The 15642-nt window shown below is 64.2% G+C and carries 15 protein-coding genes; 7 read left to right on the top strand and 8 right to left on the bottom strand.

Translation table 11 applies throughout. The features are described from left to right. The 7 genes from grxD to tpiA form a co-directional block, all read right to left on the bottom strand. The gene (gene grxD, locus AC3G7M_RS17870) at positions 1-342 is read right to left on the bottom strand and encodes a Grx4 family monothiol glutaredoxin (protein ID WP_489213485.1); all 342 of its coding nucleotides are present in this window, start codon (positions 340-342) and stop codon (positions 1-3) included. A 10-nt stretch (positions 343-352) separates the two neighbouring features. After that, positions 353-586: a BolA family protein gene (locus tag AC3G7M_RS17865; protein WP_489213484.1), complete on the bottom strand. Its 234-nt coding sequence runs from the start codon at positions 584-586 to the stop codon at positions 353-355. Positions 587-623: 37 nt separating this feature from the next. Next, on the bottom strand, positions 624-2813 hold the full coding sequence (purL, locus tag AC3G7M_RS17860) for a phosphoribosylformylglycinamidine synthase subunit PurL (protein ID WP_489213483.1): 2190 nt from the start codon (positions 2811-2813) through the stop codon (positions 624-626). After that, entirely contained in the window at positions 2810-3505 is a 696-nt protein-coding gene (gene purQ, locus AC3G7M_RS17855; RefSeq protein ID WP_489216094.1) for a phosphoribosylformylglycinamidine synthase subunit PurQ, read from the bottom strand. Before purQ ends, purL begins: the two co-directional genes overlap by 4 nt. 151 nt (positions 3506-3656) lie before the next feature. After that, a complete protein-coding gene (gene purS, locus AC3G7M_RS17850) occupies positions 3657-3896 on the bottom strand; it encodes a phosphoribosylformylglycinamidine synthase subunit PurS (protein WP_489213482.1) in 240 nt (79 codons plus the stop codon). Further along, entirely contained in the window at positions 3893-4657 is a 765-nt protein-coding gene (gene purC, locus AC3G7M_RS17845; RefSeq protein ID WP_489213481.1) for a phosphoribosylaminoimidazolesuccinocarboxamide synthase, read from the bottom strand. Before purC ends, purS begins: the two co-directional genes overlap by 4 nt. A gap of 170 nt (positions 4658-4827) precedes the next feature. After that, entirely contained in the window at positions 4828-5553 is a 726-nt protein-coding gene (gene tpiA, locus AC3G7M_RS17840; protein ID WP_489213480.1) for a triose-phosphate isomerase, read from the bottom strand. A gap of 120 nt (positions 5554-5673) precedes the next feature. Between tpiA and AC3G7M_RS17835 the strand changes: the two genes are divergently transcribed. The 7 genes from AC3G7M_RS17835 (at position 5674) to AC3G7M_RS17805 (ending at position 14468) form a co-directional block, all read left to right on the top strand. Beyond that, on the top strand, positions 5674-7581 hold the full coding sequence (locus AC3G7M_RS17835; protein ID WP_489213479.1) for a peptidylprolyl isomerase: 1908 nt from the start codon (positions 5674-5676) through the stop codon (positions 7579-7581). 31 nt (positions 7582-7612) lie between these two features. Then, positions 7613-9133 carry an anthranilate synthase component I gene (trpE, locus tag AC3G7M_RS17830; protein ID WP_489213478.1) on the top strand — a complete coding sequence of 507 codons (1521 nt, stop codon included), beginning with the start codon at positions 7613-7615 and terminating at the stop codon, positions 9131-9133. A 226-nt stretch (positions 9134-9359) separates the two neighbouring features. Further along, the gene (locus AC3G7M_RS17825) at positions 9360-10187 is read left to right on the top strand and encodes a transglutaminase-like domain-containing protein (protein WP_489213477.1); all 828 of its coding nucleotides are present in this window, start codon (positions 9360-9362) and stop codon (positions 10185-10187) included. Between the two features lie 43 nt (positions 10188-10230). Beyond that, positions 10231-11337 (top strand): GlxA family transcriptional regulator, encoded by a 1107-nt coding sequence (locus AC3G7M_RS17820; protein ID WP_489213476.1) that lies wholly within the window; start codon positions 10231-10233, stop codon positions 11335-11337. Positions 11338-11447: 110 nt separating this feature from the next. Beyond that, positions 11448-12725: an aromatic ring-hydroxylating oxygenase subunit alpha gene (locus AC3G7M_RS17815; RefSeq protein WP_489213475.1), complete on the top strand. Its 1278-nt coding sequence runs from the start codon at positions 11448-11450 to the stop codon at positions 12723-12725. Continuing rightward, complete coding sequence (locus tag AC3G7M_RS17810; protein ID WP_489213474.1) at positions 12725-13867, top strand: FAD-binding oxidoreductase; 1143 nt, start codon at positions 12725-12727, stop codon at positions 13865-13867. Before AC3G7M_RS17815 ends, AC3G7M_RS17810 begins: the two co-directional genes overlap by 1 nt. Beyond that, positions 13857-14468, top strand: a complete 612-nt coding sequence (locus AC3G7M_RS17805; protein ID WP_489213473.1) for a DNA-3-methyladenine glycosylase — start codon at positions 13857-13859, stop codon at positions 14466-14468. Before AC3G7M_RS17810 ends, AC3G7M_RS17805 begins: the two co-directional genes overlap by 11 nt. Before the next feature lie 125 nt (positions 14469-14593). Here the strand turns inward: AC3G7M_RS17805 and AC3G7M_RS17800 are convergent, their stop codons facing one another. Then, on the bottom strand, positions 14594-15574 hold the full coding sequence (locus AC3G7M_RS17800; RefSeq protein ID WP_489213471.1) for an alpha/beta hydrolase: 981 nt from the start codon (positions 15572-15574) through the stop codon (positions 14594-14596). Between the last annotated feature and the right edge of the window lie 68 nt (positions 15575-15642).

The raw sequence follows: 15642 nt of genomic DNA, 5'->3' as shown, positions 1-15642 counted from the left end.
TTAGGCGGCGACGGAGTGGGCGATACCGTGTTCGGCCAGCAGGCTGGCCAGCTCGCCGGTCTGATACATCTCAGTGATGATGTCGCAGCCGCCGACGAATTCGCCCTTCACATAGAGCTGGGGGATGGTCGGCCAGTTGGAGAATTTCTTGATCCCGTCGCGCAGCTCAGGGTCTTCCAGCACATTGGCGGTGACAAAGGGCACGTTCATGTGGCTGAGGATCTGCACCACGCGGGCAGAGAAGCCACATTGCGGGAACATCGCCGTGCCCTTCATATAAAGCATCACGGGGTTACCAGAGATTTCCTTGGCGATACGGTCCGCCACGACGTCTTGAGACATGAATAGCTCCTTATTCGGGTGCCGAGGTCTGTAGGGCGAGGGCGTGAAGCTCTCCGCCCACGCGTCCCTGCAATGCCGCATAGATCATCTGATGCTGCTTCAGGCGCGACAGGCCGCGAAACTGCTCACTAACCACTGTAGCAGCATAGTGGTCGCCGTCACCGGCCAAATCTTCGACCGTCACCCGCGCGTCAGGAATGGCGGCGCGGATCAGGGTCTCGATCGCACTGGCGGACATGGCCATGCCGTTTCTCCTTAACCGGACGGCAGGGCCCCTGCCGTCAGTTCATCCAAGTCTTAAAGAAGCGCTCATGCGCTTCCTTCACCTGGACCAAGGATACCGAATTTCCCCCGGGGAATGTCAATTCATTCCCGCCGGTGCGACCCAGCAGCCGCGCAGGAATGCCCGCGGCCCGCGCTTCCTCCAGCAAACCGCTGGCGTCAGCGGCGGCCACGACATAGCGGCTCTGATCCTCACCAAAGAGGAAGGCATGGACCGAACCATCCGTGCTCCCCTCATCCAAAGCGAAGCCGCAGTCGCCGGCCAGCGCCATTTCGGCGAGCGCCACCAGCAAGCCGCCGTCCGAGACATCATGGCAGGCATGGACGCCACCGCGGGCGATCTGGTGACGGATAAAATCACCGTTACGGCGCTCGGCCACCAGATTGACCGGCGGCGGGGCGCCTTCTTCCCGGCCCAGAATTTCCCGCAGCCACAGGGATTGGCCGAGCCAGCCCGTCGTCTCACCGATCAGGACAAGGTCCAGGTGGGGTTCGATCGCAATGCCGCGGGCTGCATGGGCATCCTCGATGACGCCGAGGCCGCCGATCGCGGGCGTCGGCAGAATGCCCTTACCCTCGGTCTCGTTGTAAAGGCTGACATTGCCCGAGACGACCGGGAAGTCGAGCGCGATACAGGCTTCCGCCATGCCCTGAATGGCCGCCGCGAACTGGCCCATGATCTCAGGCTTTTCGGGATTGCCGAAGTTCATATTATCGGTGATGGCCAGCGGCCGCGCGCCGGTCGCGGTGATATTGCGCCAGGCCTCGGCCACCGCCTGCATGCCGCCCATCTTGGGGTCAGCCTGGCAGTAGCGGGGCGTGCAATCGGTGGTGATGGCGAGCGCGCGGTTCGATCCTTCGATCTTGACGATCGCGGCATCCGCCTGGCCCGGCTTCTTGACCGTCTGCCCGCCGACTGCCGGATCATATTGGCTGGAAATCCAGGCACGGGAGCAGAGATCGGGGCTCGCGATCAGCTGCAGCAGCGCCTGATCGGTCGAGATATTGCACTTGATGGCAGCGTGATCGAGGGCGGCGGGCGGCACCGGCCATTCGATCGGGCGGCGATAGAGCGGCGCCTCATCGGCAAGCGGCCCGAGCGGAATATCGGCCTCCGTGACGCCCTGATGGCGGACCACGATACGGCCCGTATCGGTGATATGGCCGATAACCGCGAAATCCAGATCCCATTTGTCGAAGATCGCGCGCGCCAGATCTTCCGCGCCCGGGCGAAGCACGATGAGCATGCGCTCCTGGCTTTCCGAGAGCATCATCTCATAGGCGCTCATGCCCGTCTCGCGCTGGGGCACGCTGTCGAGGTCAAGCTCGATGCCGACGCCGCCCTTGCCCGCCATTTCGACGGAGGAGGAGGTGAGACCGGCAGCCCCCATGTCCTGAATGGCGACGATGGCGTCCGTGCCCATCAGTTCCAGGCAGGCTTCGATCAGCAGTTTCTCGGTGAAGGGGTCACCCACCTGCACGGTCGGGCGCTTCTCCTCGGAATTCGCATCGAATTCGGCCGAGGCCATGGTCGCGCCATGGATTCCGTCACGCCCTGTCTTGGAGCCGACATAGACGACCTGATTGCCGATGCCGGCGGCGGCCGAAAGGAAGATGCGGTCGCGCGGGGCGATGCCGACCGTCATGGCATTGACCAGCGGATTGCCGTCATAAGCTGCGTGGAAGTTCACCTCACCGCCGACCGTGGGGACGCCGACGCAGTTGCCGTAGCCGCCAATGCCGCGCACGACGCCATCGACCACCCGTTTGGTGCGCGGATTCTCAGGACGCCCGAAGCGCAGCGCATTGAGGTTGGCGATCGGCCGCGCACCCATGGTGAAAACGTCGCGCAGAATGCCGCCGACACCGGTCGCCGCACCCTGATAGGGTTCGATGAAGCTCGGGTGGTTATGGCTTTCCATTTTGAAGATGGCCGTGAGTCCATCGCCGATATCGACGACGCCGGCATTTTCGCCCGGACCATGCACGACCCATTCGGCCTTGGTCGGCAGTTCCTTCAACCAAACCCGGGAGGATTTGTAGGAACAGTGCTCGGACCACATGACCGAGAAGATGCCAAGCTCCGTGAAGGAGGGCTGGCGTCCCATAATGGCCTGGACGCGGCTCCATTCCTCGGCATTGAGGCCGAATTCGCGGGCAAGTTTTTCGTCAACCGGACGGGCGCTCATGCGGCGAGCCCTTCGACAATGCTCGTGAACATCGGCAGCCCATCCACTCCGCCCATCAGCGGATCTACATAATCTTCGGGATGGGGCATCAGCCCCAGAATGCGGCGGTTCTCGGAGAAGATGCCGGCGATAGCGCGCTGGCTGCCGTTCGGGTTGGTGGCGTCGGTGACTGCGCCATCGGGGCCGGCATAGCGGAAGGCGACGCGGCCTTCGCCCTCAAGCCGGTCGAGCGTTGCGGTATCGGCGAAATAATTGCCGTCACCATGAGCGAGCACCACGCGGATGATCTGGCCCGGCGTATAATGGCTGGTATAGCTGGACCCGGTCTGTTCGACGCGCAGATGGTGATCCTGGCCGAGGAAGCGGAGGCCGGCATTCTGCAGCAGTGCGCCGGGCAGCAGGCCGGCTTCGGTGAGGATCTGGAAGCCGTTGCAGACGCCCAGCACATGGCCGCCGGCTTCGGCGAAGTCGCGCACCGCCCGCATCACGGGGGACTGCGCCGCCATGGCGCCGCAGCGCAGATAGTCACCATGGCTGAAACCGCCCGGCAGCACGACGAGATCGAGCGGCGGCAGGCTGGTCTCCTTATGCCAGATCATGACGGGCTCCCGCCCGCCTGAGACCTTCGCCAGCGCGATCGCCATGTCGCGCTCACGATTGGTGCCTGGAAAAAGAACGATGCCGGCCCGCAAACTCATCTTGCTACACTCACAGGTCAGAGCCCTCAGCGTCATGCGCGGCTTCATGCCGCGCATCTACCCGTTTAAGGCGCCCAGACAGGTTGATCCGCGCAACGAGTGCGCGGATGACGACAGAAACCACGCGAAGAAAAGCCGGAGCGGATCAGACCACTTCGACCCGGTAGCTCTCGATCACGGTATTGGCGAGCAGCTTGGCCGCCATCGCCTCGGCGGCAGTGCGGGCCTTGGCGGCATCCGTCTCGGCGAGGTCGAGTTCGATGACCTTGCCGGCGCGGACTTCGCCGACACCGGCGAAGCCCAGTGTTTCCAGCGCATGGCCAATGGCGCGGCCCTGCGGGTCCAGCACGCCGGGCTTCAGCATAACGGTGACGATCGCTTTCACTGCATGGTCTCCGGGCCCTTCATGTCGCGCGTCCCCGCCTCCGGCAGGATTCCCAGACGCTTGGCCACTTCCTGATAGGCTTCCTCGACTTTGCCGAGGTCGCGGCGGAAGCGGTCCTTATCCATCTTCTCGTTGGTCTTGCTGTCCCAGAGACGGCAATTGTCAGGACTGATCTCATCCGCCAGGACAATGCGCATCTCGTCGTTTTCCCACAGGCGGCCAAATTCGAGCTTGAAATCGACCAGGGTGATGCCGACGCCGAGGAAAAGCCCGGTCAGAAAGTCGTTCACGCGCAGCGTGAGGGAGACGATATCGTCCATATCGGGGGGCGTGGCCCAGCCGAAGGCGGTGATATGCTCTTCGGCGACCATCGGGTCATTCAACCCGTCATTCTTATAATAGTATTCGATGATCGAGCGGGGCAGGCGGGTGCCTTCCGGGATGCCGAGGCGCGTCGAGAGGCTGCCGGCGGCGACATTGCGCACGACGATCTCAAGCGGGATGATCTCGACCTCGCGGATAAGCTGCTCGCGCATATTCAGGCGGCGGACGAAATGGGTGGGGACGCCGATTTCGGCCAAGCGCAGCATCAGGAATTCGCTGATACGGTTGTTCAGCACACCCTTGCCGGTGATGACGCCCTTTTTCTGGGCATTGAAGGCGGTCGCGTCATCCTTGAAATACTGCACGAGAGTGCCGGGTTCCGGGCCCTCGAAAAGGATCTTCGCTTTTCCCTCATAAAGCTGTCTGCGGCGGGCCATGGCGAACGATCCTCGGAAACAATGATGAGGCGGCACCGACCGGCGGCGCCGCCCGGGAAGGGGAAGGGAAACGACGTTGCGCTGCGCTATAGCAGCGACAAACGTCCATAGGTAGGGCAATGGCGCGGGGCTTCTGCCCTGTTTGTGCCGGTCTACAGTGCGACTCCGACTCAAGCGGCCCGGATGATGCCCAAGAAATCCTCCGCGACCAGACTGGCACCGCCCACGAGCGCGCCGCCGACCTCGGGCAGGCCCAGAATCTCGGCGGCATTGCTGGGTTTCACCGACCCGCCATACAGGATGCGCAACTTAGCACCTTCGGGCAGGTCGCGAGTCAATTCCTTGCGGATGAAGGCATGCATGGCGGTGATATCCGCCGTTGTCGGCACGCGCCCGGTGCCGATCGCCCAGATCGGCTCATAGGCGACGACGCCATCGAAATCCTTCGGCAGGCTGGCCGCGATCTGCTGTCCGACAATGGCCTCCTGGTGGCCGGCCGTACGCTCGGCCTCGGTCTCGCCGCAGCAGACGATCGGGATCAGCCCCGCCTTCAGGGCGGCGCGTGCCTTGGCGGCCACCATCTCGCTCGTCTCCCCATGGTCCTGGCGGCGCTCGGAATGGCCGAGGATGACGTAGCGCGCCCCTGCGTCGCGCAGCATCTCAGCCGAGATATCGCCGGTATGGGCGCCCGATTGCTTTGCATGGCAGTCCTGGCCGCCGGCCGAGATGCCGCTGCCGTCGAGGATGGCAGCGACCGCCGCAAGCTGGGTCGCGGGCGGGCAGAGCAGCACTTCGGCGGCGGCATCCGCCAGGCCGTGCCGGACGGCACGCGCCAGCGCGGCAGAGGGCTCCGTCAGCCCGTTCATTTTCCAATTGCCGGCGATCAAGGGACGCATTTTTTCTTCTCCGTAGGCCGAAAGGCAGCAAAGCTGATAAAGGCAGAGCCGGGAACTGGCAAAGTGCGGGCGCTCTGCCTATGGTGCGCCCCCCTCTGTATGTCAGGCTCCAAGGTCGCGATGCTCGCTGTTTTCAGACGTTCTCTCAATACATGGCCCGTCCGCATCCTGTTCATCCTGCTGATCGCGGCGTTCGGCGTCTGGGGAATCGGCGATGTCATCCGCAATCTGGGCGGCAATGACGGGGCGGCGGCCCATATCGATGGCGTTGCGATCAGCCCGCAGGACGTGAACAGCGCCTATCGTCAGCAGCTGCAGCAGGCCTCGCAACAGCTCGGCAGTCCCGACCAGGTCACCGCGCAGATGCGGCTTATGATGGCCGAGCAGGCGGCGGCCCGGCTGGTGGCGCAGACCGCCATCGACAAGATGGCAAGCCGCATGGGCGTCACCGCGCCGAATGCGGATGTTCAGCGCCAGGTGTTCGCCATGGACGCCTTCCAGGGACCTGACCATCAGTTCAGCCACAGCCAGTTCGACCAGGTGCTGCAGGCCAACGGACTGAGCGAGACCGAGTTCCTGCATCTGATGCAGGCGCAGATCATCCGCAACCAGCTGCTCAATTCCATCCGGGCGGCGGTGACGGCGCCGGCTGTGATGGTGAAGACGGCCTATGCCTTCCAAAACCAGACGCGCGTGGCGCAGCTGGTGCAGCTACCCTTTGCGGCGGCCCCGGCCCCCGCGACACCCACGGATGCCGAGCTGCAGCGCTATTACAAGAACCATCCGACGGCCTTTTCGGCCCCGGAATACCGTCGCATCACCCTCGTCATCCTCAGCCCCGATGTCCTGGCGCGCGACATTCCGGTGCCCGACGCGCAGATCCGCGCGGCCTATGACCGCATGATTGCCGCCCAGCCGCCCAAGGCTGAGACCCGCAGCGTTAATATCGTGCTGGCGCAGAGCGAAGCGGCGGCCGCGGCGATCGCGAAACAGTGGCAGGGGGGCGCCGATTGGGCGACTGTCCAAAAGGCGGCCTCGGCCGCCGGCGCCACTGCGCTCGCTCTGCCCAATATCACGCCCGATCAGGTGCCTAATCCGGCACTGGCGGCCGCCGCCTTCAAGGCAGCGGCCAATAGCGTGACCGGTCCGGTGTCGGCCGGCGGCAGTAATTACGCCGTCTTCGAGGTCACCGCCGTCACGCCCGGCGGCCCGTCCCAGACTTACGAGCAGGCGGCGCCGGGACTGAAGATGCAGCTGGCCCGCCAGCAGGCGCTGGGCCTTGTCAATCAGCGCGTCGATCAGCTGCAGGATGCGCTGGCCGGGCGCACGCCCTTGGAAAAACTGCCGGGCGATCTGGGGCTTGCCGCGCTTCAGGGCTCGGTCGACAGCACCGGCCTGACCGAGCAGGGGACGCCTGCGCCCATCCCCGGCAGCGATGCCCTGCGCCAGGCCGTCGTGGCCCAGGTCTTCAAGCAGAAGGTCGGCCAGCAGCCCACCCTCATCAACGGGCCTGATAACAGCTATTTCGCGCTGACGGTGGACGGCATCACGCCGGCCACCATGAAGGCCTTCGCGGATGTGAAGGCGCAGGTGCAGGCGGCCTGGACCCAGGATGCGATGCAGCGCGCCCAGAACGAGGCCGCGACCGCCATGCTGCAGGCCATGAAGGGCGGCCGTACCTTGGCGGGCGTCGCCTCAGCCCGCGGTCTGACGGTCACCACGACTCCGGCGTTGAGCCGCCAGGGTCAGGCGCCGGACGGCGTGCCGCAGAACCTGATCGGACCGCTTTTCTCCCTCAAACAGGGTGACAGCACGATGGTGGGAACGCCGGACGGTTTCGTCGTCGCCCAGTTGACCGCCATCAACACGCCCGACCCGAAGGCCGATCCGGTCGGCTATGACCAGCTCAAAGCCTCTCTCAGCAGTGCGCTGGCCGATGATATGCAGGCGATCTTCGCGGGCGTTGTCACCGCGAAGGGCAACCCGCGCATCAACCAGACCGTGATTCAGCAGATCGCCCAACCCTGATTTGCCCACAGAACCAGAAAGACCAGCGACGATGACGACCGACGGACCCAGCCCCGCTTTCCGCGCCGCCTATGAGGCAGGGAAGGGCGCGCTGGTCTGGCGGGAGAGTCCGGCGGATCTGGAGACGCCGGTCGGCGCCTTTCTCAAGATCGCTCATGGCAAGCCGTTCTCCTTCCTGTTCGAGAGCGTTGAAGGCGGCGCCTCGCGCGGGCGCTATTCCGTCATCGGCATGGCGCCCGACCTGATCTGGCGCTGTGAGAAGGGCGAGGCTGCCGTCAACCGCACCGCCCTGTCGACGCCCGATGCTTTCGTGCCGGAAAGCGTGCCAGCGCTCGACAGCCTGCGCGATCTGCTCGCCTCCTCCCGGCTCGATCAGCCGGCCGGATTGCCGCCCATGGCCGGCGGCCTGTTCGGCTATCTGGGCTATGACATGGTCCGGCTGATGGAGCGGCTGCCGGAGAAGAACGCGGACGTGCTCGGTGTGCCCGAGGCGATCCTGATGCGGCCGACGGTCTTCGTGATCTTTGACAATGTAAAGGACGTGCTGACGCTCGCCGCCCCGGCCTATCCCGGCGCGGGCGTCTCGGCGGATGCCGCGTATGATATCGCGCGGGAGCGTCTGGATGCGGTGGAGCGCGGCCTGCTGCAGCCGCTGCCAATGCCGGCCGCTGCGATCGAACCCATCCAGCTCGGCGAGCCGCGCTCCAACATGACCAAGTCCTATTTCGAGGACATGGTGGTGAAGATGAAGGACTACATCACCGCGGGCGACGCCTTCCAGGTGGTGCCCAGCCAGCGGTTTTCGGTCGATTTCCCGCTGCCGCCCTTTGCGCTGTATCGCGCGCTGCGGCGGATCAACCCTGCGCCCTTCCTGTTCTTTCTCGATTTCGGCGGCTTTGCGGTGGCCGGCAGCAGCCCGGAAATCCTGGTGCGCCTGCGGGACGGCATGGTGACCATCCGCCCGCTCGCCGGCACCCGGCCGCGGCATGCCGATCCGGTCGAGGATGCGCGGCTGGAGGCCGAGCTGCTGGCAGATCCCAAGGAACGGGCCGAGCATCTGATGCTGCTCGACCTTGGCCGCAATGATGTCGGCCGGGTGGCCGAACTCGGGTCCGTCAAGGTCGTGGAAAGCTTCGTCATCGAGCGCTTCAGCCATGTCATGCATATCTCCTCGATGGTGCAGGGCAAGCTCAAGAAGGGCCTGACCGCGCTGGACGCGCTGATGGCCGGATTCCCGGCCGGCACTTTGAGTGGTGCGCCGAAAGTGCGGGCGATGGAAATTATCGAGGAGCTGGAGCCTGTGCGCCGCGGCATCTATGGCGGCTGCATCGGCTATTTCGCCCCCGACGGTACCATGGATACCTGCATCGGCCTGCGTACCGCCGTCGTGAAGGACGGTGTGATGTATGTGCAGGCCGGCGGTGGCGTGGTCGCTGACAGCGTGCCGGAACTGGAATATGAGGAAAGCCGGCACAAGGCGCGGGCGCTGTTTCGCGCCGCCGAAGAGGCGGTGCGCTTCGCCGCCGCGCCCCGCAAGAACCGCCTGAGCTAGAAGCGGGCCGCGCCTGCGACGCCCGATACCCAGATTGCCCGGTATTTGCATAGTGCCCGGCAGAACGGCGCGAACCAGCCTCCGAATGAGGCTGTTTCGTCCATTCTGGCGCGGAATTGAAGCCTGCGCCGTTTAAACTGCGCGTTTCAGCGCCATATACGAACTACCCTGACGCTACGGGAATGAGTGGCGGGTCAGACCGCCCGGCACAGAAAGCACGCAGTTCATGCAGATTAGGATTGGTTACGAGATCACCTTTCAGGTGCCGCAACCGACGCCCATGGTGTTGATGCTGAATGTGCGGCCCGAGCGCGCGGCCGATCTGGTGGCGCCGGATATCATCCGCACCAACCCGTCCCTGCCCATTTCCCGCTACTACGACCTGTATGGCAATCTCTGCAGCCGTGTTGTGGCGCCGGCCGGCGATGTCACCTTCTATACCGACACGGTCATCAATGACCCGGGCGTGCTGGACCCCTACAGCCCCGATGCCGCGCAGCTGCCGATCGAGAGCCTGCCGTCAGACACTCTGGTCTATCTGCTGGGCAGCCGTTATTGCGAGACCGAAAAGCTTCTCCAATTCGCCTGGTCCCAGTTCGGGCATCTGCCCGACGGCTGGTCGAAGGTCGAGGCGATCGTCCAATACACCCATAACCACATCACCTTCGGCTACCAGAACGCCCGCGCCACCCGCACGGCCTTCGAGGGCTGGCAGGAAGGGGTCGGCGTCTGCCGTGACTATGCCCATCTGGCGCTGACGCTGTGCCGTTGCATGAACATCCCGGCGCGCTACTGCACGGGCTATCTGGGCGATATCGGCGTGCCGCCCGACCGGTCGCCGATGGATTTCAGCGGCTGGTTCCAGGTTTTTCTGGGCGGCAGCTGGCACACCTTCGACGCGCGCCATGGCCACCCGCGGATCGGGCGCGTTCTGATCGGTGTCGGCCGTGATGCGGCGGACGTCGCCATTTCAACCGTTTTCGGCCCCAACGTGCTGACGGGCTTCACCGTCATCACGGAAGAGGTCTCGGCGCCCGTCGCCGCCCACGGCTAGGAAGAGGCTTCGTCTTTTCATCATGGGGTTGTAGGATCACCCCATGGTCGCAAATCTTTACCGAGGCAGGCTGGCGGATGACGGCAAGATGGCCGGGCTGCGCGCCCGGCCGCCGCTGTCCGTCGGTTTCATTCTGGCTGAGAATTTCACGCTCTCGGCCTTCTCTCTGTTTGTCGATTTCCTGCGCCTGGCCTCCGACGAGGGGGATCGCAGCCGGCCAATTCAATGCCGCTGGACGATCATGTCGAGCCGGCAGACCGCGGTGCGGGCCAGTTGCGGCGTGCAGATTACCCGCGACAGCGGTTTCCTCGACCCCAAGAATTTCGACTATATCGTCGTCGTCGGCGGTCTTTTGCATACCGGCCCGCAGATCGACGATGAGACCAATGCCTATCTGGCCGCCGCCGCGCGCGACGGGGTGACGCTGGTGGGGCTGTGTACCGGCGGCTTCATCCTGTGCCGGGCCGGGCTGATGAAAGGCCGGCGCGTTTGCGTCAGCTGGTATTGCTACCAGGATTTCCTATCCGAATTTCCCGACCACCGGGTGATCGCCGACCGCATGTTCTTCGTCGACGGCAATCGCATCACCTGTTCCGGCGGCGCCGGCACCGCCGATCTGGCGAGTTTCCTGATCGAGCGGCATCTGGGCCGCGCCATCGCCCAGAAGGCCCGTCACATCCTGCTGCTGGACCGCGTGCGCGCGGGCAGCGAGGCGCAGCCCCATCCCCCCGCGAATGACGAGGTGGTGGGGGATGAGCGTGTGCGCCGCGCCTTGCTGCTGATGGAGCAGCATGTGGCCGACCCGCTGCCGATCGCCGAACTCGCCTCCCGCCTGTCAATCTCGCCGCGCCAGCTGGAGCGGCTGTTCCAAAGTGTGATGGGCGTGCGGCCGGCACAGCATTACCGGCTGCTGCGGCTGCGCTATGCGCGCTGGCTGCTGGACCATACGGACCTGTCGATCACCGAAATCGCGCTCGACTCCGGTTTCGCCGACTGCGCGCATTTTTCGCGGAAATTCAAGGCGCTGCACGGTTTCACGCCGACCGACGCGCGCACGCGGGAGAAGCTGCCGCCGGTTGACCACGAACCCGCCATGCCGACCATGCCGCCGCCCAATGCCCATTTGGCGGCGATGCGCATTTTCGAGTAGCGCGGGCCTCGCGCGGATTTGGGCAATCCGCTTGTCGCATCGGCGCAAACAGAGTGGCGCCCGGCCAGACAGGATAGGGCGTTCGTCTTCATATCGGAGGGATCGGGGCTATGACCCTGAAGCAGACAGGCTTGACCGCTGAGACCGTGGCCGCATTGCGGTCCCTGATTGCGCGGCGCCAGCCCGGCTACAGCCTGGAAGCCCCCTTCTATACCAGCCCCGACATCTTCGAGGCGGATATGGAGCTGATCTTCGGCCGCACCTGGATCTATGTCGCCGTCGAGCCCGAAGTGCCCGAGCCGGGCGACTACGTGACCGTCAACCTGGGCCGCAATTCCATCGTCATCCTGCGCGACGACGATATGGGCCTGCGCGCCTTCCATAATGTCTGCCGCCATCGCGGTGCCCGCCTGGTGCAGGGTGAGAGCGGGGCGGTCGGCAATCTCGTCTGTCCCTATCACCAATGGACCTACGACCTGGAAGGCAAGCTCATCTATGCCGAGCATATGGGCGAGGATTTCGACAAAAGCTGCTTCGGCCTGAAAAAGGTGCATGTCCGCTCCATCGCGGGCCTCATCTTCATCTGCCTGGCCGCCGAAGCGCCCGCCGATATCGACGCGCTGGACCGGGTGATGACGCCTTATCTGGCGCCGCATGACCTGCCCAATACCAAGATCGCCGCCTCGGTCGATCTGATCGAAAAGGGCAACTGGAAGCTGACGCTGGAGAATAACCGCGAATGCTATCACTGCTCGGGCAATCATCCTGAGCTGACCATTCCGCTGTTTGCCTATGGGTTCGGCTTCGCCCCCGGCCAGATGGACGAGACCGAGCTGGCCCAGGCGGCGCGCTATGAGGAACTGGTCGTCGCGAGCCATGCCCGCTGGGAAAGCTGCGGCATCCCCTCAGCCGAAGTCGATCATCTGGACGACTGCATTACCGGTTTCCGCACCCAGCGCCTGCCGATCGACCAGAGCGGCGAAAGCCAGACCATGGATACCAAGGTCGCGTCCAAGAAGCTGCTGGGGAACCTCACCGATACGGCGCTCGGCGGCCTGTCCTTCTGGACGCAGCCCAATTCCTGGCACCATTTCATGAGCGACCATATCGTGACCTTCACGACCATTCCGCTGGACGCCGAAACCACGCTGGTGCGCACCAAATGGCTGGTCCACAAGGATGCGCGCGAAGGCATCGACTATGACGTCGAGAATCTAACCAGCGTCTGGAATGCGACCAATGTGCAGGATGCGACGCTGGTGGAATATGCCCAGGCCGGTGCCCGCACGCCGGCCTATGAGCCCGGTCCCTATTCGCCCTTTACCGAAACGCTGGTTGAGAAATTCTGCAAATGGTATCTGGGCCGCCTGCAGGCGGGCCTTGCCTGATGTCAGCCTCGCCTGAACAGGACAAGCCCCAGCTTCTGGCGGCATCGCGGCTGACCGTCGCCCCCGAACAGGGACGCCTGCCGCAATGGGACGCGGAGGACGATGACGTCCTCGTCTGCCGCGCCATCCGGCAGGAGACGCATGACGTCAAGACCTTCGTCTTCTCGGGCCGCGCCCCGCGTAGCCACGCCTACAAGCCCGGCCAGTTCATCACCCTGGACCTGACCATCGACGGTCAGCAGGTCAATCGCTGCTACACGATCTCCTCCACACCCACACGGCCGCATTTGATCTCCATCACCACCAAGCGCTTTGCCGGTGGCGTGGTCAGCCCCTGGATGCATGATCATCTGAAGGTCGGCATGGAAATCCGTGCCATGGGGCCGATGGGTGAGTTCAACTGCGTTGACCACGCATCGGTCAACGGCAAATATCTGCTGCTGTCGGCCGGCAGCGGCATCACGCCGCTGATGTCCATGGCGCGCAGTTTCCATGATCTCGCTTTGGAAACGGACACGCTGTTTCTGCATAGTGCGCGCAGCCCGGCCGATATCATCTTTCGTGACGAACTGGCGCTGATGGCGCGCGGCGGCGGCTTCCGCGCTATCCCGATTTGCGAGCATGACAGCGGGCAGGAGAGCTGGAGCGGATTGCGCGGGCGGCTGACCCTGCCGATGCTGGAATTGGCCGCCCCCGACTTCCGTGAGCGGGAGGTGTTTGCCTGCGGCCCGGCGCCCTATATGGCCGGCGTGCGCGCGATCCTCAGCCAGGCCGGGTTCGACATGGCCCGCTACCATGAGGAAAGCTTCAAGTTCGAGGATCTGGCGCCGGTCGATGCCGGCGAGGCGCCGCCCGCGAATGAGAATGCGGCGGCCGTGAAAACCTTCCGCGTGGAATTCACCAAAAGCCGGCGCGTGGTGGAAGTGCCGGCCGACACCCATGTTCTGGCGGCGGCGCGGGCCGCCGGCATGCGCCTGCCATCCTCCTGCACGCGCGGCCTGTGCGGGACGTGCAAAAGCAAGCTCGTGTCAGGCGAGGTTTCGATGCAGCATCAAGGCGGCATCCGCCAGCGCGAGATCGACCAGGGCATGGTGCTGATCTGCTGCTCCAAGCCGCTGAGCGATCTGGTGATTGAGCGATAGCGGGCCGGTGCCGCGCCTGCTGCAGCGGGCGGAACTGCCTGTCGATACCGTCCGTCTCGCGCGTTTTCTCGTCGGCAAACTGGTCGTGCGGGTGACGGCCGAAGGCCAGGCGACCGGGCGCATCGTCGAGACCGAGGCCTATCCGGTGGGTGACCCGGCGGGCCATGCCTATCGCGGCATGACGCCGGGCAATCGTGCGCTGTTTCTCGAACACGGGCATGCCCATGTCTATCTCTCCTACGGCACCGCCTTCATGCTGAATGTGGCGAGCGAAGGGGTGGGCGTGGGGGCCGGCGTGCTGATCCGCGCCCTGGAGCCTCTGCAAGGCATCGCGATCATGGAGCGGAACCGGGGCGTGGCGCGGATGCGCGACCTGGCGCGGGGTCCGGGGCGGCTGGCCGCGGCCCTGGGCGTCGATCGGCGGCTGGACGGGATCGACCTCTGCCAGCCTGGGCCTTTGTGGCTTGGAGACGACGGCGGGGCCGCCGGCACCATCGGGGAGAGCACGCGGATTGGCCTGACCCGCGGGACGGAAAGCCTGCTGCGCTTTGCCGTCGCTGGCAGCCCCTATGTCAGCGGTCCCCGCGCCCTCAATCCGTGAGCGGGTATCATTGGAGCGCTTCAAGTCTTCAAGGAGGCGTGCAGGATCGGTTGCATCCGAATCTGACACGCTCTCGTCTGCCTTCTTCACATGGCGCCGCTGAAAAGATGGCATCGCCACCCTGATCAGTTGCCTATGTGATTTCGGATGCCTTCACTCGCAAGCTGGATCGCGCTCTCGGTCGAGGGGATGTGCCGGAGGGCGTTGAGGAGGACGAAATCGTGAATCGTGCCGTTGAAGCGGACAGCATTCACGTCGACACCGGCTTCTTTCAGCTTGCGGGCGTAAGCCTCACCCTCATCACGCAGAGGATCGTTCTCGGCGGTGATGACGAGCGCCGGCGGAAGCCCGGTAAGTTCCTGTCTTGTCGCGCGCAGCGGTGACACATAGGGGTTGTTGCGCGTCTTTTCGTCCGGTGCGTAACGGTCCCAGCCGTATTTCATGAAGTCGCGTGGAAGAAAGCGTCCGGTGGCAAAGGCATGATAGGATGCCGTGTCCACGCTTGCATCGGTCGCCGGGATGAACAGCACTTGATAGCTGATCTTCGGCCCGTTTCGGTCTTTGGCCATCAGCGTCAGGGCAGCCGTCATGTCGCCCCCGACCGAGTTGCCCGCGATTGCGATGCGGCTGCCGTCAGCACCATATTCGCTGGCATGGGCGGCGATCCATTTGAGTGCGGCATAGCATTCCTCGGGCTGCGTCGGATATTTTGCCTCCGGCAACGAGGTGTATTCAACAAATACGCCGATTTGACCCGAGCCCACGACGAGGTCGCGCAGCAGCCGCTTATGGTTGTCGAAGTTACCGGCGATCCAGACGCCGCCGTGGATAAACAGCAGCACGCCCGGACTGCCGCTTATATTATCCGGCCTCATGATAAAGAGCTTAACAGCACGGCCATCCGCGGTAATTGTGCGCTCTACGGTAGTGACGCCCGACATGTCGACGGGTGTCATGTTCTGCAGTCCTGTCAGTATCTCCTGAGGCTTGGGCTGCGGTAGTTCCCAGAACGGGCTCGGATTCTTGTCGAGTTCAATCAGGAACGACCTGATCTGCGGATCGATATCGGGATCGGTTGCAACATTGGGGGCGGCAATCGCGGTCATCGTCGTTGCTCCAAGCAAGAGAGTGGTTAGTAGCATCGTCGCGCGCATCGGCTTTGCTCCGGCCTTCA

The organism is Acidisoma sibiricum (assembly GCF_057837225.1).
The sequence above is the reverse complement of the archived record's forward strand: the minus strand, read 5'-3'. Positions and strand labels throughout refer to the sequence as shown.

Excerpts from the sequence above, each read along its gene's own strand:
- grxD (WP_489213485.1), bottom strand. The coding sequence starts at position 342 with ATGTCTCAAGACGTCGTGGCGGACCGTATCGCCAAGGAAATCTCTGGT.
- AC3G7M_RS17865 (WP_489213484.1), bottom strand. The coding sequence starts at position 586 with ATGGCCATGTCCGCCAGTGCGATCGAGACCCTGATCCGCGCCGCCATT.
- purL (WP_489213483.1), bottom strand. The coding sequence starts at position 2,813 with ATGAGCGCCCGTCCGGTTGACGAAAAACTTGCCCGCGAATTCGGCCTC.
- purC (WP_489213481.1), bottom strand. The coding sequence starts at position 4,657 with ATGGCCCGCCGCAGACAGCTTTATGAGGGAAAAGCGAAGATCCTTTTC.
- tpiA (WP_489213480.1), bottom strand. The coding sequence starts at position 5,553 with ATGCGTCCCTTGATCGCCGGCAATTGGAAAATGAACGGGCTGACGGAG.
- AC3G7M_RS17835 (WP_489213479.1), top strand. The coding sequence starts at position 5,674 with ATGCTCGCTGTTTTCAGACGTTCTCTCAATACATGGCCCGTCCGCATC.
- trpE (WP_489213478.1), top strand. The coding sequence starts at position 7,613 with ATGACGACCGACGGACCCAGCCCCGCTTTCCGCGCCGCCTATGAGGCA.
- AC3G7M_RS17825 (WP_489213477.1), top strand. The coding sequence starts at position 9,360 with ATGCAGATTAGGATTGGTTACGAGATCACCTTTCAGGTGCCGCAACCG.
- AC3G7M_RS17820 (WP_489213476.1), top strand. The coding sequence starts at position 10,231 with ATGGTCGCAAATCTTTACCGAGGCAGGCTGGCGGATGACGGCAAGATG.
- AC3G7M_RS17815 (WP_489213475.1), top strand. The coding sequence starts at position 11,448 with ATGACCCTGAAGCAGACAGGCTTGACCGCTGAGACCGTGGCCGCATTG.
- AC3G7M_RS17810 (WP_489213474.1), top strand. The coding sequence starts at position 12,725 with ATGTCAGCCTCGCCTGAACAGGACAAGCCCCAGCTTCTGGCGGCATCG.
- AC3G7M_RS17800 (WP_489213471.1), bottom strand. The coding sequence starts at position 15,574 with ATGACCGCGATTGCCGCCCCCAATGTTGCAACCGATCCCGATATCGAT.